The sequence below is a fragment of the Pseudomonas sp. S2_A05 genome (assembly GCF_054668485.1).
The window spans coordinates 1,684,274-1,709,703 of the sequence record NZ_CP162775.1; the positions used below are offsets into that span (position 1 = coordinate 1,684,274).

The 25,430-nt window shown below is 61.1% G+C and carries 14 protein-coding genes and 2 pseudogenes; 3 read left to right on the top strand and 13 right to left on the bottom strand.

The features are described 5' to 3' along the window. Nucleotides 1-111: 111 nt before the first annotated feature. The 3 genes from AB4O12_RS07860 (at nt 112) to glgB (ending at nt 7,871) form a co-directional block, all read left to right on the top strand. Nucleotides 112-2,109, top strand: a complete 1,998-nt coding sequence (locus AB4O12_RS07860; protein ID WP_460061209.1) for an alpha-1,4-glucan--maltose-1-phosphate maltosyltransferase — start codon at nt 112-114, stop codon at nt 2,107-2,109. Nucleotides 2,110-2,295: 186 nt separating this feature from the next. Beyond that, on the top strand, nt 2,296-5,637 hold the full coding sequence (gene treS, locus AB4O12_RS07865) for a maltose alpha-D-glucosyltransferase (protein WP_460061212.1): 3,342 nt from the start codon (nt 2,296-2,298) through the stop codon (nt 5,635-5,637). A gap of 2 nt (nt 5,638-5,639) precedes the next feature. Continuing rightward, nucleotides 5,640-7,871: a 1,4-alpha-glucan branching protein GlgB gene (gene glgB / locus AB4O12_RS07870; RefSeq protein WP_041480990.1), complete on the top strand. Its 2,232-nt coding sequence runs from the start codon at nt 5,640-5,642 to the stop codon at nt 7,869-7,871. A 129-nt stretch (nt 7,872-8,000) separates the two neighbouring features. Here the strand turns inward: glgB and AB4O12_RS07875 are convergent, their stop codons facing one another. From AB4O12_RS07875 to glgA, 13 genes and pseudogenes are all read right to left on the bottom strand, one after another. Next, a complete protein-coding gene (locus tag AB4O12_RS07875; protein WP_460061214.1) occupies nt 8,001-9,053 on the bottom strand; it encodes an autotransporter outer membrane beta-barrel domain-containing protein in 1,053 nt (350 codons plus the stop codon). Nucleotides 9,054-9,432: 379 nt separating this feature from the next. Then, entirely contained in the window at nt 9,433-10,215 is a 783-nt protein-coding gene (locus AB4O12_RS07880; RefSeq protein ID WP_056786852.1) for an endonuclease/exonuclease/phosphatase family protein, read from the bottom strand. A gap of 198 nt (nt 10,216-10,413) precedes the next feature. Further along, complete coding sequence (locus tag AB4O12_RS07885) at nt 10,414-11,172, bottom strand: PIG-L deacetylase family protein (RefSeq protein ID WP_095179945.1); 759 nt, start codon at nt 11,170-11,172, stop codon at nt 10,414-10,416. Between the two features lie 178 nt (nt 11,173-11,350). Further along, nucleotides 11,351-12,010, bottom strand: coding sequence for a glycosyltransferase family 2 protein (locus AB4O12_RS07890; protein ID WP_095179947.1), 660 nt, complete (start codon nt 12,008-12,010; stop codon nt 11,351-11,353). Then, entirely contained in the window at nt 12,007-12,606 is a 600-nt protein-coding gene (locus AB4O12_RS07895) for an SAM-dependent methyltransferase (RefSeq protein ID WP_252885987.1), read from the bottom strand. Before AB4O12_RS07895 ends, AB4O12_RS07890 begins: the two co-directional genes overlap by 4 nt. Beyond that, nucleotides 12,603-13,359, bottom strand: a pseudogene (locus AB4O12_RS07900) (PIG-L deacetylase family protein). The gene AB4O12_RS07895 and the pseudogene AB4O12_RS07900 overlap by 4 nt, the downstream one beginning before the upstream one ends. Further along, nucleotides 13,356-14,354: an acyl-CoA dehydrogenase family protein gene (locus tag AB4O12_RS07905; protein ID WP_041480984.1), complete on the bottom strand. Its 999-nt coding sequence runs from the start codon at nt 14,352-14,354 to the stop codon at nt 13,356-13,358. Before AB4O12_RS07905 ends, AB4O12_RS07900 begins: the two are co-directional and overlap by 4 nt. A 1-nt stretch (nt 14,355) precedes the next feature. Continuing rightward, nucleotides 14,356-16,515: a glycogen debranching protein GlgX gene (gene glgX / locus AB4O12_RS07910; protein WP_041480983.1), complete on the bottom strand. Its 2,160-nt coding sequence runs from the start codon at nt 16,513-16,515 to the stop codon at nt 14,356-14,358. Between the two features lie 239 nt (nt 16,516-16,754). Beyond that, a pseudogene (locus AB4O12_RS07915) lies at nt 16,755-17,092 on the bottom strand (DUF2934 domain-containing protein). Between the two features lie 21 nt (nt 17,093-17,113). Continuing rightward, the gene (locus tag AB4O12_RS07920; RefSeq protein ID WP_460061220.1) at nt 17,114-19,888 is read right to left on the bottom strand and encodes a malto-oligosyltrehalose synthase; all 2,775 of its coding nucleotides are present in this window, start codon (nt 19,886-19,888) and stop codon (nt 17,114-17,116) included. Beyond that, nucleotides 19,885-21,963, bottom strand: coding sequence for a 4-alpha-glucanotransferase (malQ, locus tag AB4O12_RS07925; RefSeq protein ID WP_460061222.1), 2,079 nt, complete (start codon nt 21,961-21,963; stop codon nt 19,885-19,887). Before malQ ends, AB4O12_RS07920 begins: the two co-directional genes overlap by 4 nt. Then, entirely contained in the window at nt 21,960-23,762 is a 1,803-nt protein-coding gene (gene treZ / locus AB4O12_RS07930) for a malto-oligosyltrehalose trehalohydrolase (RefSeq protein WP_460061225.1), read from the bottom strand. Before treZ ends, malQ begins: the two co-directional genes overlap by 4 nt. Nucleotides 23,763-23,779: 17 nt before the next feature. Beyond that, nucleotides 23,780-25,366, bottom strand: a complete 1,587-nt coding sequence (gene glgA, locus AB4O12_RS07935; RefSeq protein WP_016774645.1) for a glycogen synthase GlgA — start codon at nt 25,364-25,366, stop codon at nt 23,780-23,782. Nucleotides 25,367-25,430: the final 64 nt, after the last annotated feature.

Consider the following 25,430-nt stretch of genomic DNA (forward strand, 5'->3'; position numbering starts at 1 on the left):
TCCCCGCGCCGGTTGCTCGGAACCTAAGTGAGTTCATGACAGGGCCGGCGCTTTGTCGCGAATACTGTTCCGGCACAAGAGCGTCCTTGGGGCGTTAAGGAGAGATGCTCAATGACTGCTGAAAGACCTTCAGAGCTGAGTTACAACCCGCACATGCCATTGTCGCAGGCGTTGCTGCTGCCTCGAATCGTTATCGAAAACACCATGCCGACCCTCGACGGCGGCCAGTTTGCCGTCAAGTCGGTTGCCGGACGCGAAGTGGTGGTGACCAGCAAAGTGTTTGCCGACGGCCATGACAAGCTCGCCGTACGCATCCGCTGGCGCGAAGAAGGCCGAGAAACCTGGCAGACCGAGGTCATGTCCGATCAGGGCAACAACACCTGGCAAGGCCAGTTCCGCCCGCAAGAGCAGGGCCGCTATCTGTATTGCATCGAAGCGTGGATCGACCATTTCGCCAGCTTCCAGTACGAACTGGAAAAGAAGCACAACGCTGCTGTGCCGGTTTCCCTGGAGCTGCAGGAAGGCCGGACCATGGTGCAACAGGCCGCAGAACGCAGCGAAGGTCAGCTCAGCGAGCAGCTTGCCGCGCTGCACCATGAATTGTCCGGCCTGCTCGAAACCGAGCAGGTTGCGCTGTTTCTGCACTCGCGCAGTGCAGAGCTGATGGCTCAGGCCGATCACCGCGCCTACCTCAGCATCAGCGCCGAATTCCCCATGGACGTCGAGCGCGAACTCGCCGAGTTCGCCAGTTGGTATGAGCTGTTTCCGCGCTCGATCACCGACGATCCTCAGCGTCACGGCACTTTCAACGACGTGCACTCGCGTCTGCCGATGATTCAGGACATGGGCTTCGACGTGTTGTACTTCACGCCGATTCACCCGATCGGCCGCGCCCACCGCAAGGGCCGCAACAATTCCCTGACTGCTGGCCCGGATGATCCCGGCAGCCCGTATGCGATTGGTAGCGAAGAGGGCGGCCACGAGGCGATTCACTCGCAGCTCGGCACCCGTGAAGATTTCCGCCGGCTGGTGGCTGCCGCCGCCGATCACGGTCTGGAAATCGCTCTCGACTTCGCCATCCAGTGCTCCCAGGACCACCCGTGGCTCAAAGAGCATCCGGGCTGGTTCAACTGGCGCCCGGACGGCACGATCAAATACGCCGAAAACCCGCCGAAGAAATACCAGGACATCGTCAACGTCGACTTCTATGCGCCGGATGCAATTCCGAGTCTATGGGTCGAGTTGCGCGACATCGTTGTCGGCTGGGTCAAGGAAGGTGTGAAGATCTTCCGCGTCGACAACCCGCACACCAAACCGCTGCCGTTCTGGCAATGGTTGATCGCCGATGTGCGCACGCTGTATCCGGAAGTGATTTTCCTCGCCGAGGCCTTCACCACGCCGGCGATGATGGCGCGTCTGGGCAAGGTCGGTTATTCGCAGAGCTACACCTATTTCACCTGGCGCAATACCAAGGCCGAGCTGGCGGAATATTTCACCGAACTCAATCAGTCGCCGTGGCGCGAATGCTACCGGCCGAATTTCTTCGTCAATACCCCGGACATCAACCCGGCGTTTTTGCATGAGTCGGGGCGTCCCGGTTTCCTCATCCGCGCTGCCTTGGCAACGATGGGCTCGGGCCTGTGGGGTATGTATTCCGGCTTCGAGTTATGCGAATCGGCACCGGTGCCGGGCAAAGAGGAATACCTGGATTCGGAGAAATACGAAATCCGCGTCCGCGACTTCACCGCGCCGGGCAACATCATTGCCGAGATCGCTCAGCTCAACCGCATCCGCCGGCAGAACCCGGCGCTGCACACCCATTTGGGCCTGAAGATCTACAACGCCTGGAACGACAACATTCTGTACTTCGGCAAGCGCAGCGCCGATGGCAGCAATTTCATTCTGGTCGCGGTCAGCCTCGATCCGCATAACGTGCAGGAAGCGAATTTCGAACTGCCGCTGTGGGAAATGGGCCTGCCGGACGATGCCACCACCCATGGCGAAGATTTGATGAACGGCCATCGCTGGGACTGGCACGGCAAGTATCAGTTCATGCGCATCGATCCGGCGTATCAGCCGTTCGGGATTTGGCGGATTACCGCTTCGTAACATTTGCACCGCCTCCGTGGCGAGGGGATTTATCCCCGTTGGGGCGCGCAGCGGCCCCTGTTTTCAAGCTGCACCGCGTTAACAATTTGCGACTGCTGCGCAGCCGAACGGGGATAAATCCCCTCGCCACAGGGGCTCACCAATGCTAGCTCCTCGGTGTATCAGAGAATTTTTCAGGAGTTCCACATGGCGAAGAAACCCAAGGCAGCCGCCTTCATCAAAGACCCGCTCTGGTACAAGGATGCGGTGATTTATCAGGTTCACGTCAAATCGTTTTTCGACTCCAACAATGACGGGATCGGCGACTTTCCCGGGCTTATCGCCAAACTCGATTACATTGCCGACCTCGGCGTCAACACCATCTGGCTATTGCCGTTCTATCCCTCGCCACGCCGCGACGACGGTTACGACATCGCCGAATACCGTGGCGTGCACAGCGACTACGGGACCATGGCCGACGCCAAGCGCTTCATTGCCGAAGCGCACAAGCGCGGGCTGCGGGTGATCACCGAGCTGGTCATCAACCACACCTCCGACCAGCACCCGTGGTTCCAGCGTGCGCGTAAAGCCAAGCCGGGTTCAGCGGCGCGGGATTTCTACGTGTGGTCCGATGACGATCAGAAATACGACGGCACGCGAATCATCTTTCTCGACACCGAAAAGTCCAACTGGACCTGGGATCCGGTCGCTGGCCAATACTTCTGGCACCGCTTCTACTCGCACCAGCCGGATCTGAACTTCGACAACCCGCAAGTGATGAAAGCCGTGTTGTCGGTGATGCGTTACTGGCTCGACATGGGCATCGACGGCCTGCGCCTCGACGCGATTCCGTACCTGATCGAGCGCGACGGCACCAACAACGAAAACCTGCCCGAGACCCACGACGTCCTCAAGCAGATCCGTGCCGAGATCGACGCCAACTACCCCGATCGCATGCTGCTGGCCGAGGCCAATCAGTGGCCGGAAGACACCCAGCTGTATTTCGGTGACACCGACGCTGCTGGCGTCAATGGTGACGAATGCCACATGGCCTTCCACTTCCCGCTGATGCCGCGCATATACATGGCGCTGGCGCAGGAAGATCGCTTCCCGATCACCGACATTCTCCGGCAGACCCCGGAAATTCCGGCGAATTGCCAGTGGGCGATTTTCCTGCGCAACCACGATGAGCTGACCCTGGAAATGGTCACCGACCGCGAGCGCGATTACCTGTGGAACTACTACGCGGCTGACCGTCGCGCGCGGATCAACCTCGGTATTCGCCGTCGTCTCGCACCGTTGATGGAACGCGACCGTCGCCGCATCGAACTGCTCAACAGCCTGCTGCTGTCGATGCCCGGCACGCCGACGCTGTACTACGGCGACGAAATCGGTATGGGCGACAACATCTACCTCGGCGATCGCGATGGCGTGCGTACACCGATGCAGTGGTCGATCGACCGCAACGGCGGTTTCTCCCGCGCCGATCCGGCCAGTCTGGTACTGCCGCCGATCATGGACCCGCAGTATGGCTATCAGTCGGTCAACGTCGAAACCCAGTCCGGCGATCCGCACTCACTGTTGAACTGGACGCGGCGCCTGCTCGCAGTGCGCAAGCAATCGAAGGCGTTCGGCCGTGGCACCTTGAAAATGCTCTCGCCGAGCAACCGTCGCGTGCTGGCTTACACCCGCGAATACACTGATGCCGACGGCAAGCACGAAATCATTCTGTGCGTGGCCAACGTCTCGCGCAGTGCGCAAGCGGTCGAGCTGGACCTGTCGGCGTATGTCGGCATGGTGCCGGTGGAAATGCTCGGTGGTAACGCGTTCCCGCCGATCGGTCAGTTGAATTTCCTCCTGACCCTGGCGCCGTACGGTTTCTATTGGTTTGCACTGGCGGCAGAAAACCAGATGCCGAGCTGGCACGTCGAACCGGCGCAGAGCCTGCCGGATTTCACCACGCTGGTGCTGAAAAAACGCATGGAAGAACTGCTCGAAGTGCCATCGCGGACGACGCTGGAGCAAAGCATCCTGCCGAGCTGGCTGCAGAACCGTCGCTGGTTTGCCGGCAAGGATGCGGCGATCGAGAAGGTCAATCTGGCTTACGGCGTGCGTTTCGGTGATGCCCAGCATCCGGTGCTGCTCAGCGAAATCGAAGTCACCAGCGGTGGCCAGACCAATCGTTATCAACTGCCGTTCGGCTTCATTGGCGAAGACCATGTCGGCCCGCCATTGCCGCAGCAATTGGCGCTTTCGCGTGTACGCCGTGTGCGTCAGGTCGGCCTGATCACCGATGCGTTCACCTTGGAAACCTTCGTCCGCGCCGTTCTGCAAGGCATGCAGAACAACACCGTACTGGAGTCGATCGAAGGCGAAATCCGCTTCGAACAGACAGATCATCTGGAAAAACTCGGCCTCGGCGCCGAGTCGGATGTGCGCTACCTGTCGGCCGAGCAATCGAACAGTTCAGTGGTAATCGGCAACAGTCTGGTGCTTAAGCTGATACGCAAAGTCGCTTCTGGCGTACACCCGGAACTGGAGATGAGCGCTTACCTGACCGAGGCCGGGTTTGCCAATATCTCTCCACTGCTTGGTTCGGTGATTCGCCGCGACGCGCAAGGCGAAGACAACTTGCTGATGATCGCCCAAGGCTATCTGAGCAATCAGGGCGACGCATGGGAATGGACGCAGAACAACCTCGAACGGGCGCTGCGCGATGAACTAGCCGACGCCATGTCCGAGCAGGAGCAGCATTACAACGCCCTCGGCGAGCTGAGAGACTTCGCCGGCATGCTTGGTCAGCGTCTGGGCGAGATGCATCAGGTGCTCGCTGCGCCAACCGACAATGCCGACTTCGCGCCGCAAGTGTCGTCGAGCAAGGACATGGCCACGACAGGCAAGGATGTCACCGCCCAGGTCGAACACGCCCTGAAACTGCTCAAACAGCATCAAGGCGAGTTGAATGCGTCGGATCAGAAACTGGTCAAGCGTCTGCTCGACGAGAAGAAAACCATTCTTGCTCATGTGCAGGATCTGGCGAAGAAAGCCACCGGCGGCTTGCGCATTCGGGTGCATGGCGATTTGCACCTGGGGCAGGTACTGGTAATCAAGGGCGATGCTTATCTGATCGACTTCGAGGGCGAGCCGGCGCGGCCATTGAGCGAGCGTCGCGGCAAGCACAGCCCGTACAAGGATGTCAGCGGCGTACTGCGTTCGTTCGATTACGCAGCGGCGATGACCATCAATGTGCATAACGTTGATAACAGCGTCGAAGCCGAAGCGGCGCGCAAGCGGGTCGCCGAGCGTTATCTGCGCGAAGCACGCGAGGCATTTGTCCAGGCATACCGCGAGGCAGCAGCTAGTCTTGAGCATGCCTGGCAGGATCCCGAGGGTGCCGACGCCGCGCTGGCGTTGTTCGGCCTGGAAAAAGCCGCTTATGAAGTGGCTTACGAGGCAGAAAACCGCCCAACGTGGCTGCCCGTGCCATTGCACGGCTTGTATGGATTATTGACAGGGCTTAAACCCTTTTCCGATCTTGGTGGAGAGTAGTCATGAGTTTCTCGAACAAGGAACAGGGTGTGGTAAAGGAAGCATTGTTACCCTCGGCGCGCGACATCGATGCTTTGGTGCGCGCTGAACATCAGGACCCGTTTTCCATTCTCGGCCCGCACGGCGATGGCGCCGGCGGGCAGTTCATCCGCGCCTATTTGCCAGGTGCGCTGAGTGTGGCAGTGCTGGACAAGGACAGCGGCGAAGAGCTTGGCCCGCTGGAGATGACCGAAACGCCGGGGCTGTTTGTCGGCCATTTCGACCAGGCGCGACCGTATCTGTTGCGCACACGTTGGGCCGGTGGCGAGCAGGTTGCCGAAGACCCGTACAGCTTCGGCCAGTTGCTCGGCGAGATGGATTTGTATCTGTTCGCCGAGGGTAACCACCGCGACCTCAGCGCCTGCCTCGGTGCGCAGCTGAAGACCGTTGATGGCGTGGACGGTGTGCGCTTTGCCGTGTGGGCACCGAATGCCCGCCGTGTCTCGGTGGTCGGCGATTTCAACGTCTGGGACGGCCGTCGCCACCCAATGCGGCTGCGTCATCCGTCCGGTGTCTGGGAACTGTTCATCCCGCGTCTGCAAGCGGGGGAGTTGTATAAGTACGAAATCCTCGGCGCCCACGGCATTCTGCCGCTCAAGGCCGACCCGATGGCACTGGCCACCAGCCTGCCGCCGGACACCGCTTCGAAAGTTGCCTCGCCCCTGCAGATCGACTGGCAGGATCACGACTGGATGAATTCCCGTCAGGATCGCCAGCAGCGCTCCAAACCTCTGTCGATCTACGAGTTGCACGCCGGTTCCTGGCAGTGCGAGCTGGATGATCTCGGCGAGGTCGCGCGCCAGTACACCTGGCCGGAACTGGCCGAGCGCCTGATTCCTTATGTCAAAGAGCTGGGATTCACCCACATCGAACTGATGCCGATCATGGAGCACCCCTTCGGCGGTTCCTGGGGCTATCAGTTGCTTTCGCAATTCGCGCCGAGTGCGCGTTATGGCACGCCGGATCAGTTCGCCGAGTTCGTCAACGCCTGTCACCAGGCCGACATCGGGGTGATTCTTGATTGGGTGCCGGCGCATTTCCCCACCGATACCCACGGCCTGGCCCAGTTCGACGGCACCGCGCTGTACGAGTACGGCAACCCGCTGGAAGGCTTCCATCAGGATTGGGACACGCTGATCTACAACCTTGGCCGCACTGAAGTGCACGGCTACATGCTCGCCTCGGCGTTGCACTGGCTGAAACACTTCCATATCGACGGCCTGCGTGTCGATGCGGTGGCTTCGATGCTGTACCGCGACTATTCGCGCAAGGCTGGCGAATGGGTGCCGAATCGCCACGGCGGTCGGGAGAACCTGGAGGCCATCGACTTCCTGCGGCATTTGAACGACGTGGTTGAGCTGGAAGCGCCGGGTGCGCTGGTGATTGCCGAAGAATCCACCGCTTGGCCGGGCGTCAGTCAGAGCACCCAGCAGGGCGGTCTCGGGTTTGCCTACAAATGGAACATGGGCTGGATGCACGATTCGCTGCACTACATCCAGCAGGATCCGGTGTACCGCGCCCATCACCACAACGAGTTGAGCTTTGGTCTGGTCTACGCTTGGTCGGAACGATTCATCCTGCCGATTTCCCACGACGAAGTGGTGCACGGCAAGCACTCGTTGATCGACAAGATGCCTGGCGATCGCTGGCAGAAGTTTGCCAACCTGCGCGCCTATCTGAGCTTCATGTGGACTCATCCGGGCAAAAAGCTGTTGTTTATGGGCTGCGAGTTTGGCCAATGGCGCGAGTGGAACCACGATCAGCAGCTGGACTGGTACCTTCTGCAGTATTCCGAGCACAAGGGCGTGCAGAAACTGGTTGGCGATCTCAACCGGCTGTATCGCGAAGAGCCGGCGCTGCACGACCAGGACGATGCGCCGCAGGGCTTCCAGTGGTTGATTGGCGACGATGCGATCAACAGCGTTTACGCGTGGTTGCGCTGGAGCAAGGATGGCTCGCCAGTGCTGGTGGTTGCCAACTTCACCCCGGTACCGCGCCAGGCGTATCGGGTCGGCGTGCCGTTTGCCGGGCGCTGGACCGAGCTGTTCAACAGTGACGCCGACATTTATGCCGGCTCCAACTATGGCAATGGCGGCGGAGCGTTGACCGAAGAAGTGCCAAGCCATGGTCAGTCGTTGTCGCTGGAACTGAACCTGCCACCATTGGCGGTGTTGATTCTCAAGCCGCAGGGCTGATCCAGGTACAGTAAAACTGTGGGAGCGGGCTTGCCCGCGATGAGGCCGTCACAGTCAGCATCTTTGTTGACTGACACTCCGCCATCGCTGGCAAGCCAGCTCCCACAGGGTTTTTCACTGATCAGCAGATCACCAACGCATCCGCACTCCAAGGCTGCCGATGATCCCGTTCAGGTCATTGTCATCCACATCGCTGCTGTAATCGGCGCTCATGTACAGGCTTACCGCCGGTGTGACCCGCGCCACCAGTCCCAAGCCCAATTCCACTGTTGAAGACTTGCGGCTGCTGCTGATCTTGTCGACCTGATCGAGGGTCACCGTGCTGCCGGTGTACACCGTGTGCCAAGGGTTGGTGCGCACGTAGGGTTCAACAGGCAACCCGTTCAAGTCATAACTGCCTTTCAATCGCGCACCGACACGGCCACTCCACGCGGTCAGGTCGGTCGACGAGGCGTCGCCCGAGCCTGCATAAGGCGCGTCGAGGCTGATGCGCTGGTTGATCAGTTGCGCCTGTGGTTCGACCACCCAGTTGTCACTCAAGCCGATCGGATAACCGCCTTCAACGGAAAAGGTCATCGCGTTGCCTTCGGTGGCTTGCCGATTGCCTTGCGGGGTCCGACTGAAACCGCTGACCCGACCGCCGCTGGCCGACAGGTCGACGTGCCAGCCCTGCGCGCCGACCAGGCTGTAATAGGCGCCAAGGCTCTGGCCTTGCAGGTTGAGGCTGTCAGTGTTGCGGTCGGCGAGGGCGCGTCGGGTCAGCGCACCATCGGCATTCAGCTGGACCTGATTGTCGCCACCTATGAGGCCAAGGGTCTGGGTAGTCCCGTTAGCGCTTTTCAACGTGACCACGGCCGGACCTTTGAACTCGCCACCGGCCATCGCATAACCGGAAGACAGTGCGTCGGTCTGTGCTTGCCGGGCGCTTTTGCCGTAGAGCTCGTCCCAGGCAGACGGGGCAAGATCTTCGGTGATCAGGCGCGAACTCTGCTGACTCAATGGCAGCGGTCCGGGCGTTATCACGGTCACTGGCAAGGTCATCACAGGGACATCGGCGCGATACCACGCGGGTTCATCCGCCGAAAATTCCGCATGCGCCTCCATGGACGAGCACAGCAACAGCGAACCTGACACTGTGCAAAAAGTGATTTTCAATTCATGTGGGGTCAGTGAAGTTTTCATGGAGGTCTACCTTGCAAGCGCATGCGTCATTTCGAGTTTGGCGTCTCTCCTACCCCGAACGAGGGGCGACCGAATAGAGCGGGGCGAACCGCGGCTGCTCGATTTCGCGAGTGCCGGAAGGTCAGCCCCAGTAGTGATTCCGGGGGTAGTAAGGTAGAGATAAGAAGAGCGACGCCTGCGCGTCAAGAAAATGCACGATGAATGGCGCGCTTAAATCAGCAACCGCAAGCATTTGTTTTTCTGCACATAACTAAGTGCTTGTTTGCATGGAAAAACGCTTGCGAAGGGTGCATTTGACGGTTTTTTGCCGCCGACGAAAGGTCCTTCCGAGCGGTAATTGCCGGAACGACCTGTCATTAGATGGCTGTCAAAAATGCAGCTAGAGGTGCACCTCAACCGCCAAGGGAAGATGATCCGACAAATGCGTCCACGGCTTGTTGCCGAGAATCCTTGGATCGTGGCTGCTGGCATTGCGCAGGTAAATCCGGTCCAGGCGCAACAGCGGAAAACGCGCCGGATAGGTTTTCGCCGGGCGCCCATGATGACGTTCAAAAGCTTCGTGCAAATAGTCGCGACGGGCGAGGGCGGCGTTGCCCTGCAACTGCCAGTCATTGAAATCACCGGCAATGATCACCGGCGCATCGTCGGGCAGTGATTCAAGCAACTGGCAAAGCAGCTGCAACTGCAATTGCCGATGGCTCTCCAGCAGACTCAAATGCACACAGATCGCGTGCACCTCGGCATGCCCGGGCACATCAAGAATGCAGTGCAACAGGCCGCGCCGTTCAGGCCCGGTGATCGACACGTCAAGGTTGCGGTATTCGCGGATCGGGTATTTCGACAGCAGCGCGTTGCCGTGGTGGCCGTCGGGGTAAACGGCGTTGCGGCCGTAGGCAAAATCGCTCCACATACTGTCGGCGAGGAATTCGTATTGCGAGGTCTGCGGCCAGTCGTTGTAGCGACTCGAATGGCGTTCGTGTTCACCCACCACTTCCTGCAGAAACACCAGATCGGCCGAGGTACTGCGCATCGCTTCGCGCAGCTCCGGGAGAACGAACCGCCGATTCAGCGCGGTGAAGCCCTTGTGGGTGTTGACCGTGAGTACCCGCAGGCGATGAATGACTGGCGCGTCGACCACTTGACGCTTGGGATCGCTGGACACGTTCACTCCTCTGATTTGGGCCATGCCTGTTCATGCGACTGGTTTGAGGGGGTGGCAGTTCCTTCCGATGATTCACTGCTGGGCCAATGTGGGAGCGAGCCTGCTCGCGAAGACTTCATCACGTTCAATACATCTGACACATGACACACCGCTTTCGCGAGCAGGCTCGCTCCCACAGGTATTGTGAGCTTCCGCCGTTCAGAAGAAGACGATTTCATACGGCAAGCGCATCCGCTCCAGCAGCACCGGGGGCAGCAGCGGGGCGATGCCGATGGCCGGTTCGCCCTTGAGCTGGCTGGCGTAAGCGTGGGTGGCGTGGCTCTTGCGCGCTACCGTCCAGGTGTCGAGACGCAGCTTGCGCGCGCGTTCCCAGGGAATCATTTGCTGCTCGCGCTCCGGCCAGTGCCAGGCCCACACCGGCACATCGTGGTAGGTCGCCCCGGCCTTTTGCGCCGCGTCGAAACTGGCCCGGCCAACCACTTCATGATCCGGCGGGCCATCCTTGCGCCAGGTACTGAACACCACGTCGCCCGGTCGCAGGTAACGGCCGATGAACTCGGCGAGCTGGCTTTGCTGATCACTCAGTGCGTTGTCGGTAAAGCCGCCGCGCACCCACTTCAGGCTGTGCATGGGCAGGCCGAGGCGGCGCAGGGCTTCGACGCTTTCCTGCGGGCGGAACACGCTCAGGCGTTGTTCCGACCATTGCCGCGAGCCGGGGTGGCTGGCGCTGCCGTCGGTAATCGAGAGCAATTGCAGTGGATGGCCAAGGCTGGAAAGTAATTGCAGCAGACCGCCGCAAGTGACCACTTCGTCGCCCGGATGCGGGGCGATGACCACGGCGCGGGCGCCGGCGGGAACCAGGCTGTGGGTGTTGATGACGGGAATATTGTCGAGTTGCGGCGCGCTGTTCCAAATCTGTGCTGGCAGGCCGTGTTCGTTGAGCAATGACGATTTCATGAGTGCGACGTCCTTGTGGTATCTCGCCCTCAGTCGTGAACAGCCAACGCTGATCGCGGCCCGTGAAGGCAAATGAATAGCAACGGTGCAGTGCTCCAACCCTTGGATTACTGCGAGGCAGAGTATTGCTCAAGACAGCCGATTCGTCGCGTCACAGATCAATCTGATCCGTATTTTTTTATTCCAGCTGTGCCAGATTGCGCAGAAAGTCACCGAATCCGCCCTTGGCCCGACTGTCCAGACGGGCGCTGGTGTGCACTTGCGGACGGTGGCTCCAGGCGATATTCGCACCGCTGCGCTCCAGCGCACGCACCAGTTGCACGTCCTCGTCACAGGTCAGCGGTTTGAAACCGCCGGCCAGGCGATAAGCCTCGGCGCTGACACCGAGGTTGGCGCCGTGAATGTGTCGATGGCCATCGCGGGCCTGATAATGGCGGTGATAGCGAATCTGCGCCGCTTCATCGATCGATTCGTGCCAGTGCTCGACGGTCACCGTGCCGCACACTGCGTCCGCCTCCAGTCCCAGTTGCGCCGCCAGCCAGTCATCGGCGACGCGGCTGTCGGCGTCGGTGCAGGCGATCCAGCGGGCACCGCGCTCGAGCAGCAGTCGCGCACCGGCGGCTCGGGCTTCGCCGACGTTGCGTGCGTCGATCTGCAGGCTCAGCACCGGATAAGCGCTGACAATCTGCGCCGAGGCGTCGCTGCAACTGTCGAGCACCACCAGGATTTCCACCGGCTCGCCGGCCAGTTGCCCATGCTGGCTGGCCCGCAGGGCGGCGCGCAGGCATTCATCGAGCAGCGCTTCTTCGTTGTGTGCAGGAATCACGATACCGATCAACGCAAGCCCTCCAGTGCCGCCACCGAGCGTGGCTCGCGGCTCCACAGTTCGAGAATGAAATCCGCTTCCTGATGCAGCACCAGACGCGGCAAAGCCAATTGATCGTGGATCTGATCGTGGACCTGACGTGCATTCAACGGGCAGCCCTCGATCGGCGGGCGCCAGTGGCAGGCCAGCAATTGTCCGTCGGCCGTCAATGACTCACTGATCCGGCGGATCATTTCTGTCAGATCTTTTCCGTCGAGGTAGTAGCCGATTTCGCTGAATACGATCAGGTCGAATTTTTCCTCCGGCCAGTCATCCGGAAGGCGGCCCTGACGGACTTCGGCATGCTCGAACACGCTCAAGCGCATACGCGCCAGCTTCACTGCCGCGCTCGCCGTGTCGCAGCACAACAGGCGGTCGCAGCGCGGAGCCAGTTCTGCACTCAGTTCGCCGTTGGCGCAACCCGGTTCGAACACCGACCTGTAGCGCGGACGCGGCAGGGCGGCGAGGGTGATCGCGCGTTTGCGCTGCTCGTACCAGCGCTGGCGGAACGCCCATGGATCGTCGTTGCCAGCGAACAGGCCGTCGAAATAGCGGTCATCGACGCTCACAGGAACACCACTTCAAAAGGTTGCAGCAAACGATCAAGCACATAGGGCGCAAGCACCGGCCCGAGCCCGACGTCGCGGTCGCCTTCCAACTGGCTGGCGAACGCGTGGGCCGCGTGGCGTTTGCGCGCGATGTGCGTGGGTGACAGAAGAATCTTGCGCGCGCGTTCCCATGGCACCGAGGCGTCTTCCGGGGTTGCCCAGTGCGGTCCAGACCGGAAGTTCATGGCAGGTCGCACCGACGCGTCGCGCCGCCTCGACACTGGCGCGGCCGACGGCCTCATGATCGCTGTGGCCATCCTGGCGCCGGGTAGTGAAAACCACGTCACTGGCATGCAGATACCCGGCGATGAATTCGCTCAACCCGGTTTCCTGAGCCGCCACTTGGGTGTCGGTAAACCCGCCGCGCAGCCATTTCAGGCTGTGCATCGGCAAGCCGAGGCGGCGCAGAGCTTCGGCGGATTCCTGCGGTCGCACCACGCTCAAGCGTTCGACCGTCCAGCGTTGCGAGCCGGGGTGACTGGCGCTGCCATCGGTAACCGAGATCAATTGCAACGGCCGTCCGGCTGCCGCCAGCAACTGCATGATGCCGCCGCAACCGAGCACTTCGTCATCCGGATGCGGCGCGATGATCACCGCCCGCGAACCCAGCGGTACCAGGTCAAGAACGTCGATGGCGGGCAGTTCGGCCAGACGCCGCGAACCCTGCCATTGCTGCAGTGAAGTGCCCTGGCCGACGATCGGGTTGTCCTTCATAACGCCCAGACCTCGCAGGATTGACCGGCAATCCGCTGGCCCAGCGCAGCAAGGTCGCGCTCGGCGTGACTCTGGCGCAGAAACACCGGCAAGTCGGCACTCAGTCGCGCAAAATGCCGATCCTGACAAAACGGCCCGGCACCCAGCGCCCGCCCGACTTCACGCATGACCTGTTCGGCAGACTGTTCGACCACCGCGCGGGCGCGACGGGCCAGCAGTTCAGCGTCAGCCTCAGGCTGCGCATCGATTTGCAACGCGCTGAAGCGCAACACGTCGGCCGCTGCTTGCAGTGCTGTGTCAGTCGCACCGAGATGGGCGAGGGCGTGCGGTTCATCGCGTTGCGCGCAATGCTGACGCAGCCCTTCGGCAATCCGCCGTGAAGCGCCGTACCAGCAAGCCGCGATACCGATCCCGCCCTGCCAGAACCCCGGCCGTTGCAGGTAATCACCGGGGTTGCCAATGGCCTGCGCTTCGGCGTTTTCAAACAGCACTTCGACGCTGCCGGTGGCCGCCATGCCCACCGCTTGCCAGCCTTGATCGGTGATGGTCACGCCAGGTTGATCGAGTGCGACTGCAACCAATTGCTGCTGATCATCAGCGTCCCACGCAGTGAGCAAGGCGTGGCTGAGCACCGCCGCGCCAGAACACCAGGCCTTGCGCCCGTTCAGCGTCACCATATGCCCGGCCGGCGTAACTTTTACCCGCGCCTGCGGCGGCTCGGCAGCCCACATGCCCCACGTGCTGCCCGGGGTTGGCGTACCGCCCAATTGCTCGATGATCGCCAGCGCATCCGTGTGGCCTTCATAGAGTTTGCACAGCCCAAGATCGTGTCCGCCCACCTCCGATAGACGCTGGAAGCGCTCCAGCGTGTGACCGCTGCCGGGCAACGGCAAGCGGTCGAGGCCGGCCTCGACCATTGCCCGCAGGCAACGGCCGAGGGCATTGGTGTCGGCGTAATCTGGCGGACGGCGGGCCAGATAATGTTGAAAGTCCATATCAATCTTCTTCGTCGCGTTGCAGTTCGAACAACAGCAACGAACGCCCGGTCACCGAATACTCGTGGCCGAATTCGAAGCGTTCCTGGCCGCGAATCGACGGCTGATTGGTATCGATCATGCACGTCCAGAAGCCACCATCCGGTACTTCCGGCAGGGTGAAGTTGACGATGTCATGGTGTGCGTTGACCACCAGCAGCAGAGTCGCGTCGGCACCTTTGCGACGGATGCCGGTTTCCTGCGCGCGACCGTCGAGCAGCATGCCCAGGCAGCGATTGTGCGCATCGTGCCAGTGCTCGGTGGTCATTTCGGTGGCGTCCGGTGCCAGCCAGGTCACGTCCTTGACGCCGATATCTTCGTTGTACTCGCCGACCAGAAAACGTCCGCGACGCAGGATCGGATAAGTCAGGCGCAGCTTGATCAGGCGTTTCACGAACTTGAGCAGGGCCTTGCCGTCCTCGCTCAGGTCCCAGTTGACCCAGCCAATCTCGCTGTCCTGGCAATAGGCATTGTTGTTACCGTCCTGGGTGCGGGCGAACTCGTCACCGGCGACGATCATCGGCGTACCTTGGGCCAGCAGCAGAGTGGCGAAGAAATTGCGCATCTGCCGGTGGCGCAGAGCGTTGATTTCCGGATCGTCGGTCGGGCCTTCGACGCCGTGGTTCCACGACAGGTTGTTGTTGCTGCCGTCCTGGTTGTTCTCGTCGTTGGCTTCGTTGTGCTTGTCGTTGTACGAGACCAGATCGTTGAGAGTGAAACCGTCGTGGGCGGTGATGAAGTTCACCGACGAATACGGCCGGCGCCCACGCTGGTTGAACATCTCCCCGGAAGCGGTCATGCGGCTGGCGAAATCGGCGAGCTGGGCGTCGTCACCTTTCCAGAACGCACGCACGGTGTCGCGGAACTTGTCGTTCCACTCAACCCAGCCCGGCGGAAAGTTGCCGACCTGATAACCGCCGGGGCCGCAGTCCCAGGGTTCGGCGATCATTTTCACCTGACGCAGCACCGGGTCCTGACGGCAGGCGACGAGGAAGCTGTGGCGCTCGTCGAAACCATCGTGGTAACGGCCAAGAATGGTTGCCAGGTCGAAACGGAAACCGTCGACGTGCATCTCACTGGCCCAGTAGCGCAGGGAGTCAGTGACCATTTGCAGCACGCATGGGTGACTCAGGTCCAGCGTGTTACCGGTGCCGGAGTCGTTGATGTAGTAGCGCTTGTCGTCGGGCATCAAGCGGTAGTAGGAGGCGTTGTCGATACCGCGCATCGACAGAGTCGGACCTTGCTCGTTACCTTCGGCGGTGTGGTTGTAGACCACGTCGAGAATCACTTCGAGATTGGCATCGTGCAGGTGCGCGACCATTTCCTTGAATTCGGCAATCTTGCCGCTGGCCAGATAACGCGGGTCCGGGGCGAAGAACGCGATGCTGTTATAGCCCCAATAGTTGGTCATGCCCTTTTGCAGCAGATGCTGATCGTTGACGAAGGCATGGATCGGCAGCAGTTCGACAGACGAAACACCGAGTTTGCGAATGTGCTCAAGCACGTCGTCCACCATCAAGCCGCCGAAAGTGCCACGCAGGTTTTCCGGCACCGAAGGATGACGCATGCTGATGCCGCGCACGTGGGTTTCGTAAATGATGGTCTTGTCCCACGGCACGCTGACGCGATGGTCATTGCCCCAGGTGTGGGCCGGGTCGATGACCTTGCACTTGGGCACGAATGGCGCGCTGTCACGCTCGTCGAAACTGAGGTCGGCGTCGGGGTGGCCGATGGTGTAGCCGAACAGCGCCTCCGACCATTTCAGCTCGCCGACCAATTGTTTGGCGTAAGGGTCGATCAGCAGTTTGTTGTGGTTGAAACGGTGACCATTGGCCGGGTCATAAGGACCATAAACGCGGTAGCCGTAGATCAAGCCAGGATGCGCATCCGGCAGGTAGCCGTGGTAGATCTCATCGGTGTATTCCGGCAGCTCGATGCGTTCGAGTTCGACTTCGCCGGCATCGTCGAAAATGCACAGCTCAACCTTGGTGGCGTTGGCGGAAAACAGAGCAAAGTTCACCCCCAGACCATCCCAGGTCGCACCCAGCGGGAAGGGCAGGCCTTCACGGATTCTCGACGGCTCGGCGTGCGCAGCGGGTTCGGCTTTCTTTGGACGGGTCATGATTGCTCCTGCAAAAAAACGGGACAGTTCAGGCAATGAGATTTCCTTGTGGGAGCGAGCCTGCTCGCGAAAGCGTCGGTACATTCGACGTTTTCACCAACTGACCTAGCGCTTTCGCGAGCAGGCTCGCTCCCACAGGGTGGTGTGTTTTGCCCCAAGAAGGGCTTTCTTCGGGGCGCAAGAACTCCTTGTGGCGAGCACGCTCGCCACACAGTCATTCAGTTCAAAAATGGATCGGATCAGTTCGCCGGAGGCTTCTTCGCGGCTCGCGGCTTTTTCTCGGCAGCCTTTTCGCCCGGCGGGACTACTTTGGCCGTGGCCGCAGGCTTGGCTTTCGCCGCTGATTTGGCTTTGGCGGCTGCCGGTGTCTTGCCGTCGGTGCTTTTCGCTGTTGCCGCTGTAGTCTTGCCAGACACTTTGCTGCCAGCCGCCTTGGGTGGCTTCTTGGTGCCAGCGCTTCGGCCTCGGCCAACTTGCGCGCCATTTCCCAATGACGTTCTTCGTGGCCTTCAGGTTTCCCTTCCGACTCCCAGATCTGATAGGCGAATTCGCGAATGCGTTTATCGTCGGTGCTCATCGCAATGCTCCTGAACTGAACTCATGCTTGTGTTAAGTGTTGGATAAAGAGATTGACCGGGACATCCCCCAGCGCTTCGCTGACATTCAGCTCCCTGTTTTGTGTGACTACGCTGCTAGCAAAAAGTCCCTTCAGGTTTGCATCCGAAGCGGCAGACGGTAAAACCACCCGCGTATCGCCCCAGCGCAGCGCATCGACCTGCGGGATGGCACTGTTTTCCAGCAACGTTGCGCAACGCACCGGCACTACGACAATGGCCCGCGCGCCTTCGTGTTCACGCGCGAATGCCAAGACGTTGTGCGCCTGACTGCCCAATACTTCCAATGGCTGGTAATCGCCACGGCGGAACAGCTCGCCGTGTTCCTTGCGCAGGTTCAACACCTCACTGATCAGCGCCTGTTTGATGCGCCCGTCACGCCAGTCCTTAAGCAGCTCGGTACCCGGCACGGATGCCTGCAACGCTTGCTCGCGTGCGGCGTAATCCACCGGGCGGCGGTTGTCCGGGTCTACCAGACTGAAGTCCCAGTACTCGTTGCCCTGGTACAGATCCGGCACACCCGGCACGGTCATGCGCAGCAAGGTTTGCGCCAGCCCGTTGAGCGCGCCGGCAGCGGCGATGCTGTTGACGGTCTTGCTCAGCGCCGCACGCAGCAACTCGCCTTCTTCACCGGTCAGCAGCTTCTCCGTGAAAGCCTGGGCCGCGTTTTCATAGGCTTCATTCGGCGCGCTCCAGCTGCTTTGCAGCTTGGCTTCGCGCAGGGCTTTCTGTTGCCACTGCCAGATGCGCTTGGCGTAATCGGCGAAACCGGCCTTGTCGTCGTCCTGCAGGTCCAGCGGCCAACTGCCGAGCAATGCCTGATAGAGGATCAGTTCGTCGCCAGCGGAAGGCGCGTCATCTTCGATGCGCACCGGGCGGGCGAGGGCGCGCCACAGTTCGACCTGATCGGCGTACCAATGGCTGCGCTCACTGAGTACGGCCAGCCGGGCGCGAGTGTCTTCACCGCGCTTGTGATCGTGGGTGGCAGTCGCCAGAAGGTTGTCGGGAAACTCCGTCATGCGCTGTTGATTGACTTCGTGGAACTCGCTGACCGGCGCGCTGAACTGCTCGGTGTTGTAACCGACATCATTGCGCGACAGCAGCACCGCCGAGCGATACAGCGCGGTATCTTCCACGGCTTTGGCAGCTGCCGGCGAAGTCAGTTGCTGGAACCGCACGCAGGCATGCTTGAGGATCTTGCGCGAGCGCCCCCGTGGCTTGCGGCGCCATGGCGTGCCGCCAAGCCAGCTGGCGACCGAGTCGAGCACTGGCCAGTCAGCTTCGCTGAGGGTCTGCCGCGCACCGTTCATGGCGTGCAGGAAAATCGCTTCGTCCTGCTCGGAACGGCCCATCGCGCTGATGTAGGTGCGATAAACCGGGAAGTGCACGATCAACGCATGCAGCACGCGGCGAATCGCGCCCAGGGTCAGGTCGCGGGTCATCAAGTCATCCCGCGCGACTTGATGCAGCGCCTGCGCGACACTTTCGAAGTCGCTGGCCAGCGAACCGTTGAGAATCTGCTGACGGGCCAGTTGCGCTTCTTCCATGAACGCTGCCGGGCGCTCGGTGCGGCGCTGCCAGAGTTCGCCGAGGACATGTTCGCCGTCCGGGTCGTGTTGCAGCAGCGACAGCTGATTCATGAACTCGTAACCGGTGGTGCCGTCGACGCTCCAGTCGCGGCGCAGGGTTTCGCCCTCGCCGAGGATCTTCTCGACATAGATCGGCAGATGACGTCCCGGTGCCAAGTGATCCAGACGCCGACGCAACTTGCGGCAGTAGCCACGCGGGTCGGCAAGGCCGTCGATGTGGTCGATGCGCAGGCCGTCGACCAGACCTTCTTCAACCAATTGGAAGATCTTGCCGTGGGTTGCTTCGAACACTGCCGGGCGCTCCACGCGCAGACCGCCAAGCTCGTTGATGTCGAAGAAGCGCCGCCAGTTGATGTCGTCCGCCGCCGTGCGCCAACTGGCCAGGCGATAGCTTTGCCGTTCCAGCAGTTCGTGAAGCTTGTGAAAGCCTTCCTCGGTGGTGGAATCGTACTGTGCGAGGTTGCCTTCGATAGTCGCCAGAACACGCGGATCGCTCGCCAGCTCGCGCAACTCTTGCTTGAGCGGCATCGCCAGCGAATGTGCGTCGGGCTGATAGCTGAGTGTGCTGAAGCGATCTGCCAGAGACTTCAGCGTGTCGTCGGACTTGAGCAGCTCGCCATAGTTGTTCGGGCAGATCGGGAAGTGGTGGTCGTAATGCTCGACGTAAAAAGTCCCGGTCTGCGCGTTGAATTTGAGCTTGAGTGTGCCTTCCTGCAACGCCACGCCGTAGTCACTGCCAAGAAACGGCAGCAGCAATTGGCCTTCCATCAACGGGTCCGGCGAGTGCCACTGAATGTCGAAGAATTCGCCATACGGACTCAGGCGTCCCCATTCCAGCAGGTCGAGCCACCACGGGTTGTCATTGCCGCCCACGGCCATGTGGTTGGAAACGATGTCGAGAATCAGCCCCATGTTGTGTTCACGCAGGGTGCTGACCAGTTGGCGCAATGCCGGCTCGCCGCCCAGCTCCGGATTGACCTGGGTCGGGTCGACCACGTCGTAGCCATGCATGGAACCGGCGCGCGCCGCCAGCAGTGGCGAGGCGTAGATATGGCTGATGCCGAGTCGGGCAAAGTACGGCACCAGTGGCACCGCTTGTTCGAGGGTAAAACCTTTATGAAATTGCAGGCGCAACGTGGCGCGCAGTGGCTGGATTTGCTGTTGATTCATTGGTCACGCTCAGAGGCTTGAAGGCGCGCGCAGGCCAGCAGTTCCAGGCGGCGGGCGGCATCGGGGCCGTCCAGCAACGCTTCGCTGGGACCGGGCAAACGTCGCGACCAGTTCGGATGTGAATCGGTGGTGCCAGGCAGATTCGGCTGTTCATCGATACCCAGGGCATCTTCCAGCGGCAGCAGCACCAGCGGCGCGCGGGTGTGGCCGAGGAAACGCACACCAGCATCGACCACTTGATCGGCTTCGTGGGACTCTTCGCGGAAGTTCTGTGGATCCTGACGCAGCGCATCGCGCAGGCCTTCGCGTTCACGCTCGCGATGCCGGCGCCAGTCGATTTCGCCGTTGGCATCGACCAGACCGAGGCGCGCGTTCCAGTCGATATCGCGGCCATGCCACCAGCCATTGAGTGTCGGCAGGTCATGGGTGCTGGTGGTGGCGAGCGCGTCATCCGGCCAGTCGAGAATCGGTTTGAAGCGGGTATTGTCCTGTTCGAACAACAGCACGCGCATGCCGAGAATCGAGCGCGCGGCGAGTTTTTCCCGCAGGCCTTCCGGCACGGTGCCGAGGTCTTCGCCGAGCACGATGGCTTGATGCCGATGCGACTCGAGGGCCAGCAGACGCAGCATGTCGTCGAACGGATAATACAGATAGGCGCCATCGGCCGGGGCGGCGCCGTTGGGAATCACCCACAGGCGTTGCAGGCCCATGACATGGTCGATGCGCAGGCCTCCGGCGTGGGCGAAGTTGGCGCGCAGCATCTCGATGAAGGCACGGAAACCGTTGCGGATCAGCCCTTCCGGCGAGAACGCGGAAATGCCCCAACCCTGGCCGCTGCGGTTCAGGATGTCCGGCGGCGCGCCGACGGTCAGCGAGGCGAGCAATTCATCCTGGAAACTCCATGCCTGACTGCCGGCACCGTCAGCACCGACGGCGAGGTCGGCGATCAGGCCAATGCCCATGCCGGCACTGCGCGCGGCAGATTGCACGCGCTCGAGGCAGCGATGGATCAGCCATTGGCAGAAGGCGAAATAACCGATGCGCTCGGCATATTCTTCGGCAAAAGCGCCCAGCGCCGCGCCGCGCGGGTCGTGCCAGTGCTCCGGCCATTCGCGCCAGTCGAGGCTTTCGCCACGGGCCGCGCGCATTTCCTGAATGGCTTCGAAGCGACAATGGTTTTCCAGCGCTTCGCCACCGGCATGACGGAAACTGGCGAAGTCGGCGTGCAGCGGATGCTCGCCAGCGACGAAACCATCATATAAGGCTTGCAGCAGTTTCTGCTTGGCTTGGGCGGCGGCAGGCCAGTCGATCAGCTTGAGATTTTCCAACTGGTCGAACTGCGCGGCCAGGCCACTGGCATCGATTGCGTCACGCAATGCGCGCTCGCCGAGAATGCTGCCCGGCGCTGCGTACAGTGAATTGAGAAACAAGCGGCTGGACGGCGAATAGGGGCTATAGCGGCCATTATCGGAACTGAACATCGCGTGCATCGGGCTGATCGCCAGTGCATCGGCGCCACGTTCACCCGCTACACGAACCAATTCCTCCAGCGCCTGGGTGTCGCCAAAACCACCGTCACCCGGACGGCGCAGCGAATACAATTGGGCGCTCAGACCCCAGGCGCGCGGGATCGGGCTATCGACCGCATCGCCAACGCTGAAACAACGCTCAGGCGCCACAGCGAGAGTGAAATACTGATCGCCGATGTGCACTTGCTGGTAACCGACCGGAATCAAGCCGGGCAACATGGCTTCGTTGTCCAGCTTGAGGTTCATCTGCGAGCCGTCTTCAAGATGAATCTCGCAGGGCGTCTCCGGTGTGAAGTAGCGACTCAGGTCGAGGGCAACACCAACGTCGCAGGTCAGCAGGGGCGGCAGATGGCGGTCTTGCTGGACTTCTTGCAGTTGCAACAGGCTGGCATCGATTTCTTGCGCGGTGCTGGCGGGGTGGCCGAGTCCGATCAGGACATTGCGCAACACAGCGGGAGCGACTTTTTGCTGACGCCCGTTGGCGTCGATCCAGTCGACGGCAAGGCCGGCTCGACTGGCGAGTATTTCCAGTTGCGCATCGCTCATAGGCGCTCTCCATCCAGGGGGTGCAAAAGGGGTGCGGCCGTGAGGCTGACGAGCGCGGTGTACGCCGGCAGTTGGTTCGGGTCCGACAGTTCGACCGCGGCTGGCTGTTGAAACAGCCACTCGGTATCGGTCTGTGCAGGGTTGACCACTGGCGTGTCACTGAGGTTCAGGTCAATTCGCAGCTCACTGCCGTTGCCCAGCCGCCAGCGCGCGCTGACCGCTCCATAGCCGAGCATTTGCGCGCCCAGAGCCTGGGTCCCGGAGAGATGGGGAATGATGTACTGATGGCGCAACTTCAGCAGTTGCCGGTAGAGCTCTTGGATCTGCTGTTGCAATGGCGTGCCGCTGCCGGACAGTCGGGGCTGCGAAGCGTGGAAGGTGTCCTGGGCATTCGGATCGGGGATCTGCTCGCGCTTGTGCGGATCGGTGAAGGCACTGAATGCGGCGAACTCGTTGCGCCGACCTTCACGCACCAGTTCCGCCAGTTCACCGTGGTGGCTGGTGAAAAACAGGAACGGTTGCTCGGCGGCAAACTCGTCGCCCATGAACATCAGCGGAATCATCGGCGACAGCAGCAACAACACCGTCGCCGCCTGCACCGCACGCGGGTCGGCAAGCTGATGCAGACGTTCGCCAAACGCGCGGTTGCCGATCTGGTCATGGTTCTGCAGGAACAACACGAAAGCGGTGGAGGGCAGATGTTCGCTCGGCTCGCCCCGAGGTTCGCCATGGCGAGTGATGTGGCCCTGGAACACGAAGCCCTGACTCAGGCAACGCACCAATTGCTCTGTGGGCTGCGCTGCATAGTCAGCGTAATAGGCGTCGGTTTCGCCTGTCAGCAGCACGTGCAACGCGTTATGACCGTCATCGTTCCATTGCGCGTCGTAATCGTTTTCCAGCAGGCTCGACTGGTTCAGCTCGTTTTCGACGGTCAGCCAGACGTGCCGGGTCGGGTCGATCTGCTGGCGAATGCGCCGGGCCAGATCGCTGAGGAAATCCGGGTCTTCAATTGCGTGCACCGCATCCAGACGCAGGCCGTCGAAACGGTATTCGAGCAGCCACATCAGTGCATTCTCAATGAAGAACTCGCGCACTTCCGGGCGGCGGAAATCGATCGCCGCGCCCCAAGGCGTGTGCTTGTCCTCGCGGAAAAAGCCTTTGGCGTAACGATGCAGATAGTTGCCGTCGGGGCCGAAGTGGTTGTAGACGACGTCGAGAATCACCGCCAGGCCATGGCCGTGGGCGCTGTCGATCAGGTGTTTGAGTTGTTCCGGTGTGCCGTAGGAGGCTTGAGGCGCGTAGGGCAGCACCCCGTCGTAGCCCCAGTTGCGATCACCGGGAAATTGCGCCAGCGGCATCAGTTCGATCGCGGTAATGCCCAGCGCCACCAAGCGCGCCAGATGCTGTTCGACTTCGGCAAATCCACCGAGCGCACCGACGTGCAACTCATAAATTACCGCTTCACTCCACGGCCGACCATTCCAGGTCGTGTGCCGCCATTGATAGGCATGGGGGTCGACCACCACGCTGTGGCGGTCAAGGTCACCATCCTGCGCTCTGGAGGCCGGGTCCGGCACCTCCAGTTCGCCATCGATGCAGTAACGGTAGCGACTGCCCGCCGGGCAATTGGCCTTGATTACAAACCAACCGTCGCCCTGGGGCAGCATGGGCAACGATTTTCCATCTTCCAGTTCCACACTGACGTAGAACGCGTCAGGCGCCCACAACGCAAATTGCGTGTGCTCGGCATCCAGCATGATCGCGCCGTGGGGCCAGGTTTCTTGGGTCCTTGACGGCATTTTCTGCAACTCCCTGGTTATTTGTGGCTGGCTTTACCCAACGCCTTGGCGACCAGTTGTTCGTAAAGTTCGGCGTACGGTTCAACCGCTTTGCTCCAGTTGAACGGTGCAGCCATGGCACGGCAGCGCATGGCGTTGAGCAGTTCCGGAAAGGCGAAAACCTTGAACGCGCGGCTCAGGGCTTCCTTGTAGCTATCAACGGTGGACTCATCGAAGAGGAAACCGGTGACGCCGTTTTCAATGGTGTCGGCCAGGCCGCCGGTGTTGCGCGCGACCGGCAGCGAGCCGAAACGCTGGGCGTACATCTGGCTCAGGCCGCAAGGCTCGTAGCGCGACGGCATCAAGAGGAAATCGCTGCCGGCGAACATGCGTCGGGCATCGGTTTCGTTGAAGCCGATCCGCACGCCGATCTGGCCTGGGAAACGCAGGGCCAGTTCACGCATGGCTTGCTCTTCTTCCGGCTCGCCGCGACCGATGATCGCGATCTGACCACCGTTCTGCACGATGAACTCGGACACCGCTTCGGTGAGGTCCAGACCTTTCTGATAGACCAGGCGCGATACCACGGCGAACAGCGGGCCGGTGGAGTCATTCAGGCCGAACAGCTCACGGACATGGGCGGCGTTGACCGCTTTGCCTTCCCAGTCGCCGATGGCGAACGGGGCAAACAGGTGCGGGTCGGTCGCCGAATCCCAGCTCTCGTCGATGCCGTTCGGGATACCGCTGAGCAGGCCTTGCTGGGTCTTGGCGGCAAGGAAACCGTCGAGGCCGCAGCCGAAGTCCGGGGTGGTGATTTCTTGCGCATACGTCGCGCTGACGGTGGTGATGTGGCTCGAATAGGCCATGCCGGCCTTGAGGAACGACATCTTGCCGTAGAACTCCATGCCTTCCTGTTGCAGGGCATGGGTGGGAATCCCCAGCTCCGGGCAGGAACCGAGGCTCGTCACGCCCTGGTAGGCAAGGTTGTGAATGGTGAACAGCGTTGGCGTGCGCTGCCCGCGCCAGTGCATGTAAGCGGGCGCGAGGCCAGCCGGCCAGTCATGGGCGTGCACCAGATCCGGGCGCCAGTGGATTTGCGCAAGGTTGGCGGCGATGTCGGCAGCAGCCAGGCCGAGACGGGCGAAGCGGATATGGTTGTCCGGCCAGTCGCGACCGTTGTTGGCGCCGTAAGGGCCACCCTCACGCTCGTAGAGTTCAGGGCAGATCAACACGTAGATCACCAGACCATCGGGCATGTCCATACGACCGATCTTGCAGGGTGGCAGCGCGGCGTGGCCACCCAGCTCGCCGATGATGTGAATCGGGTTTTCGCTGTGCACCACTTGCGGATACCCGGGAATCAACACCCGCACGTCATGCAGGTGGGCCATCGCCCGGGGCAGGGCGGCGGAGACATCACCGAGGCCACCGGTCTTGACCAGATCGGCGATCTCAGAGGTCACGAACAACACTTTTTTCTTGTTGGGATTCTGGCTTGCTACCGGAGCAAGCGTCTTTGTGCCGGGTACGTTGATCTGTCGGCTGCCGGGAACACTGATGGTGCTCGATTCTCCAAGCGACTGGTGAGCACGCTCTCCCTGAATATCCAATGCCGCACTGATCATATGTATCTCCCGTGTGTGATCTGATTCTTGTCTCGAACAAGCTGTTTCGTGGCCAAGTCCTGTG